Origin of the sequence: Anaerorhabdus sp. (assembly GCF_036641015.1) — a bacterium.
In the GTDB taxonomy this organism is placed as follows: Bacteria; Bacillota_I; Bacilli_A; order Erysipelotrichales; family Erysipelotrichaceae; genus Anaerorhabdus.
Genome location: NZ_JAVWFO010000072.1, coordinates 1 through 5,855, shown reverse-complemented (window position 1 = coordinate 5,855; position 5,855 = coordinate 1). Strand labels below are relative to the sequence as shown.

At 31.6% G+C, this 5,855-nt stretch carries 6 protein-coding genes; all 6 read left to right on the top strand.

The genetic code is table 11. The features are described from left to right. The first annotated feature begins 65 nt into the window (after positions 1-65). The 6 genes from RR430_RS08640 to truA all read left to right on the top strand — a co-directional run bounded on the left by RR430_RS08640 (position 66) and on the right by truA (position 5,772). Positions 66-647, top strand: coding sequence for an O-methyltransferase (locus tag RR430_RS08640; RefSeq protein WP_332488718.1), 582 nt, complete (start codon positions 66-68; stop codon positions 645-647). 42 nt (positions 648-689) lie between these two features. Continuing rightward, a complete protein-coding gene (locus tag RR430_RS08635) occupies positions 690-2,453 on the top strand; it encodes a hypothetical protein (protein ID WP_332508933.1) in 1,764 nt (587 codons plus the stop codon). An 86-nt stretch (positions 2,454-2,539) separates the two neighbouring features. Further along, entirely contained in the window at positions 2,540-3,370 is an 831-nt protein-coding gene (locus RR430_RS08630) for an energy-coupling factor transporter ATPase (RefSeq protein ID WP_332508932.1), read from the top strand. After that, complete coding sequence (locus RR430_RS08625; RefSeq protein WP_332488723.1) at positions 3,346-4,206, top strand: energy-coupling factor transporter ATPase; 861 nt, start codon at positions 3,346-3,348, stop codon at positions 4,204-4,206. The genes RR430_RS08630 and RR430_RS08625 overlap by 25 nt, the downstream gene beginning before the upstream one ends. Further along, positions 4,199-4,999 carry an energy-coupling factor transporter transmembrane component T family protein gene (locus tag RR430_RS08620; RefSeq protein WP_332488724.1) on the top strand — a complete coding sequence of 267 codons (801 nt, stop codon included), beginning with the start codon at positions 4,199-4,201 and terminating at the stop codon, positions 4,997-4,999. The genes RR430_RS08625 and RR430_RS08620 overlap by 8 nt, the downstream gene beginning before the upstream one ends. Further along, complete coding sequence (gene truA, locus RR430_RS08615) at positions 4,996-5,772, top strand: tRNA pseudouridine(38-40) synthase TruA (RefSeq protein ID WP_332508931.1); 777 nt, start codon at positions 4,996-4,998, stop codon at positions 5,770-5,772. The genes RR430_RS08620 and truA overlap by 4 nt, the downstream gene beginning before the upstream one ends. Positions 5,773-5,855 lie beyond the last annotated feature (83 nt).

The following is a 5,855-nucleotide window of genomic DNA, read 5'->3' as shown; positions in this document are numbered from 1 at the left end:
TGTTGGATATCCTTTTTTTTTCCTTTTTGTGGCTTATTTACTATATTCTGTGATAAAATATATGCATGATTAAAATAGATGAGATGAAAGAATATGCAAAAGAAAATCATGTTCCTATTATGCAAGATGGAGGAATAGAATTTCTATGCAAAACGATATTAGAAAATAAGTGTCAATCAATTCTTGAGTGTGGAACAGCTATTGGATATTCTTCGATTAAAATGGCTAACCTAGATTCTACAATAACTATAGATACTTGCGAAATAAAAAGTAATTTAGTTATCGAGGCGAGAAAGAACATAGCCAATGCAGGCTTAAGCAATCGTATTCATGTACATGAATGTGACGCGGCAATCTTTCAAAGTGACAAGAAATATGATTTAATATTTGTAGACGCTGCGAAAGCTCAGTATAAAAAGTATATGGATCATTTCCTTGGAAATTTAAATCAGAATGGGATGTTTGTATTTGATAACTTGTCATTTCATGGAATGGTTGAAAATCCAGATTTAGCAACTAATCGAAACACAAAACAATTAGTTAAGAAGATTAAGAAATTTGTAGAATATATTTGTAATGATCCAAATTTAGAAACACATTTTTATCCTAATCTTGGTGATGGGGTAGCAATTGTAAAATTGAAATAATGAGAGAATCTCAAGTTAAATATAGGAGTGGGGTATAAATCAATGAAAAAAGGTCTACTAACAACTTTATTATTAGCATCAGGTGCAGCATTAGCAGTCTATCTACTCAAAGAGGAACAAGAGCGTAAACTAGAAGTAGAAGATGATGAAATTCGTATGATTAAACTTCGCTCGGAAGAAGAAGACAAAGAATTAGTACGAACAATTCAAGAAATTGAAAATTTACCACTAAAAAATATAGATGATGTAAAAAAAGAGACATCTGTTCGTAATGTAAAAGATATTGCAGCTAACGACGAGAGTTTTTCTGAACTTGAAATACCATCTTTTAAAGAAGTTGCGCCAGTTGCTGCATCTGTTTTAGGTGCTGCGACAATAGCTAATTCTGCAGATGATTTATTGGATGAGTTTAAACTACCTTCTATGCACGAAAGAGTACAGTCTGAAGAAAATGTTAAAGAAAGTTTAGAAGATTTATTGGAAGATTTCCAAATGCCTGAATACAACTATGAAAAACAAAATAAGGAACAAGACATTGATGATCTTCTTGAAGATTTAGTTGTGCCTAGTTTTGTTGAGCCAGTTAAAACTAAAACATATGATAGTTCTCAACTTCAAAAACTAATGCATCCTTTTGGTGAACCAACGATTGAAGCAGAAGAAGTAATTGCACCTAAAATTGATGAAGAATTATTTAGAGAACCAATCACTTTTGAGGATGAAGATGTAAGTGAAGTCATTGACGAAGAGGAAGAGTTTGGTACATTTGAAATTCCTAAGATTGTTGAACCAACATCTAAATCAATTAGTGATGATGACTTAAGCAAAACAGCTATATTTGATTTACCTAAATTTGTAAATAAGGTTAAAGATACTGATGCTGTACCTTCTACTCTTCGTAATCCATTTGGTGATGATGAATTAGAAGATATTGACTTATCTAGTTTATTTGAAGATGTTAATCCAATTGATGAAATACAAATTCAATCATTTGATAGAGATGTAGTTGAAGAAACAAGTGAATTAAAACTAGTAGACTTAGATGAAGAAGAAATTCGCAAATTATTCGCAATGGACGATGAAGACTTAGAAGAAATTGACTTAGGTATAGAAACACCTGCAGCAGGATTGAAAAAAGAATTATCTGAAGATGAATTTGAAGAGTTTAAAAAACGTCTAATTCATGTTGGTGAAGATGATATTGATTTAATTAATCTTAAAGACTCAAATCCATTTGAAACAGTAGATGAGCCACATCATGAAGAATTAGATATTATTAATTTTGGTAATATTGTAGAAGAACCTACAGTGGCATTAGAAGATTTAATCTTAGATAAACCAATTGAATTAACACCAATAGATGAAGAAGAAATTGACGAAATAGTGTTTGGTGAGCAAGATGAAGAATTAGAAGAGATTATAATTCCTGAACCAACTCATACAAATGAACGCCAATATCCTGAAGCGGTTTACGATATTAGCACACTTTATCCTTATTTGAATCTTAAATTTATTAATGCAGTATTTAATAATTTTGCAGTGTTTAATGAAGAATTTGAAATTGGATCAGCTTGTAGAATTACTCATAAAGTTCAATTCCCTGAAGCTCAAAATTTAATTTCATTTATCGAAATTATTAAGGAATTTGGTTATGATATTGAAGGAACAGATGAAGAACACAACATCTTAGTACATTTAGATTTCGAAAATCAAGAAAGTAAAATTTTAAGTGAAATTTATAATATATCTAATCAAGTTAATTGTTTAGATGGACTTTATAAAGGTTACGAATTAGAGCATATTTAACAATTTATAGACAAGCGACTAAGGTCGCTTTTTCTTTGTGTTATATAGGTAAATGGTATATAATAAGAAGGCTTTGAGGTGAAATGATGACAAGTATTATAGAAGTTAAAAATCTTGAATTTTCATATGATAACCATAATATGGCAGTTGACCATGTATCTTTTTCTATTGAACAGGGATCGTATACAACTATCGTAGGTCACAATGGTAGTGGAAAAAGTACTATTGCGAAATTGTTAATGGGATTACTTGAGAAAAAGTCTGGTGAAATTGTTATTGATGGTCTAGATTTAACGCAAGAAAATTTACAAGCAATACGTAATCGAATTGGAATAGTATTTCAAAATCCTGATAATCAGTTTATTGGCTCTACAGTAAGAGATGATATCGCATTTGGTTTAGAAAATCATTGTGTTGCTCAAGATAAAATGGATAACATTATTAATGAGTTTGCTGAAAAAGTTAAGATGACTCCCTATTTGAATAGTGAGCCTACTAAATTATCTGGTGGTCAAAAACAAAGAGTAGCAATTGCTGGAGTATTAGCAATGAAACCAAAAATTTTAATTTTTGATGAAGCTACAAGTATGTTGGATCCTCAAGGGAAAGATGAAATAAAAAAATTGATTCGTAATCTACATGAAGATGAAACAATTACAATAATTTCAATTACTCATGATATTGATGAAGTATCAAAAAGTGATGAAGTACTTGTAATGGATAAAGGACATGTTGTAATGGCTGGGAAACCAGAAGATATATTACTAAAAGAAAAAGAATTAGTATCTATTAAATTAGATATTCCTTTTAGTTTAAAAATGCAAAAAGCATTGAAGAGACAAGGAGTTTATTTAAAAGAAACAACTACAATGGAAGGATTGGTGGAAGAATTATGTCAATACAATTCGAAAAAGTAAGTCATACTTATTCTGTTGATACTCCCTTTTCATATGCAGCGCTAGTTGATGTAGATTTAGATATTACAGAAGGCAAGATGACTGCTGTTATTGGATCTACGGGATCAGGTAAAACGACACTTGTGCAGCATTTAAATGCGTTACTCTTACCTACAAAAGGTAAGATAACAATCTTTGATCGTGTAATCGAAGCAGGAGTACAACCAAAGAAATTAAAATCTTTACGTAAAGAAGTTGGCTTAGTTTTCCAATTTCCAGAATACCAACTATTTGAGGAAACAATACTTAAAGATATTATCTTTGGCCCTAAAAACTTTGGCGTTAGTGAAGAAGAAGCGATAAAAAAAGCTAGAGAAGTTTTAAAACTTGTTGATTTAGATGAAAGTTATCTAGATAAATCACCTTTAGATTTATCGGGTGGACAAAAACGTAGAGTAGCTATTGCAGGTATACTTGCGATGGATCCTAAAGTTCTTGTATTGGATGAGCCAACAGCGGGACTTGATCCACAGGGTTCGATTCAAATGATGAATCTATTTAAAAGATTAAATAAAGAATTTGGTAAAACAATTCTTATTGTTACTCATGATATGGAACATGTATTAAATTATTGTGATGATGTAGTAGTTGTTAGAGATGGTAAGATCTTTTGTAAAGAAGATGTACATGCATTCTTTAAACGTAACTCTTTATGCGAAGAATTAAATATATTACCACCAGCAATTATTCAATTAAAAAATGCTTGTAACAAATGTGGGATGAATTTACCAGATGATTGCTTTAGTGTAGATGAACTTGCAAAAGCAATTAGTAAGCAGGTGAAGCATCATGAATAGTTTTGTATTAGGAAAATATATACCACTTGATTCAGTGATTCATAGAATGGATCCACGTGCTAAGATCATGGCTATGTTGCTTGTGTTAGTAAGTGTTTTCTTTCCTGTGGGTTGGCTTGGGTATGGTGTTTTAGCTGTATGTATAATTAGTGTAGTATTATTATCAAAATTAAACTTTGATTTTATATGGAAAGCACTAAAACCAATGTTGTTTATGTTGGTGTTTTTACTTGTGTTAAATGTTCTAGTTTTAAAAACAGGAACGTTATTATTTACCATATTTGGAATAGGTATTTATTCTAATGCAATATTTCAAACTTTATTTATTGCGGTACGTTTAATTTTAATGATTATGATTACAACAGTTTTAACTGCAACGACAAAGCCTTTAGATTTAACATTGGGTATTGAGGATTTACTTCAACCATTCCAAAAAATTGGAGTACCATCACATGAAATTGCGATGCTGATTTCTATTGCATTAAGATTTATACCTGACCTAATTGAAGAGACACAAAAAATTATGCGTGCTCAAGCATCTCGTGGAGTTGATTTAAAAGAAGGATCAATTAAAGAAAAAATTGTAGCAATTTTATCTTTAATTGTGCCATTATTTGTATCGGCTTTTCAAAGAGCTGAGGATTTAGCTAATGCAATGGAATCACGTGGATACGCACCAGGGCAAGAGCGTACTCGTTATAAAGTATTGAAGATTAGAGGAAGAGATATCACATTATTAGCTGGAGCTACACTTCTACTAGTAAGTATGATTGTGATTGCGTTTATAGTATGAGAAGGTTCAAGTGTATTGTGAGTTATGATGGTTCTAATTACATAGGGTGGCAATCACAATGTAGAAACAATTCGATTCAAGAAAAGATTGAGGCAGTGTTAAAAAGAATATCAAAACAAGATATTAAAGCAGTAGCGGCGGGAAGAACTGATGCGAAAGTTCATGCATACGGGCAAGTGTTTCATTTTGATACTGATTTTTATCTAGATGCTGCTCGTTGGCATTGGGCTATTAATGGGTATTTACCGGATGATATAAGAGTTAAATCGATTGAAGAGGTTAAAGATGGCTTTCATGCACGCTTTAGTGTAAAGAGTAAACAATATGATTATGTAATTAATCTAGGTGAGTATGATGTATGTAAAGTTAATTATGCTTATCAATGCCGACATCATTTAGATGTTGATCAAATGGAAGAAGCATCTCGGATATTTGTTGGTAAACATGATTTTTCATCGTTTTGTGCTAACTCACTTGAGCAATGGCCAAATCAAATTAGAGAAATATCAAGCATTACATTTTATAGAGATGGTGACATTTTAACGATTAGTTATAAGGGAAAGGGCTTTTTACGCTATATGGTGCGTATGTTGACTGCAACCCTGATAGAAGTAGGAAGAGGTCGCTTAACCCCGGCAGATGTCGTAGAAATGCTTGAGGTGAAGGATAAAGATGTGTGTAAACATAATGCGGAACCTCAAGGATTATATCTAATCAAAATAGAGTATGAAGAAAATGCGAAAAGTGCCCAAACAATCGAAGAAAATGATTGACTTATGGGGTTAAAAGAATATATAATGGTAATCGGCAACTTATGCCAAATGTAGCCCCGGAAACTACATTGGTTTAGGAGGAA

Coding starts and splice junctions, on each gene's coding strand:
- RR430_RS08625 (WP_332488723.1), top strand. CDS start 3,346: ATGTCAATACAATTCGAAAAAGTAAGTCATACTTATTCTGTTGATACT.
- RR430_RS08620 (WP_332488724.1), top strand. CDS start 4,199: ATGAATAGTTTTGTATTAGGAAAATATATACCACTTGATTCAGTGATT.
- RR430_RS08630 (WP_332508932.1), top strand. CDS start 2,540: ATGACAAGTATTATAGAAGTTAAAAATCTTGAATTTTCATATGATAAC.
- truA (WP_332508931.1), top strand. CDS start 4,996: ATGAGAAGGTTCAAGTGTATTGTGAGTTATGATGGTTCTAATTACATA.
- RR430_RS08635 (WP_332508933.1), top strand. CDS start 690: ATGAAAAAAGGTCTACTAACAACTTTATTATTAGCATCAGGTGCAGCA.
- RR430_RS08640 (WP_332488718.1), top strand. CDS start 66: ATGATTAAAATAGATGAGATGAAAGAATATGCAAAAGAAAATCATGTT.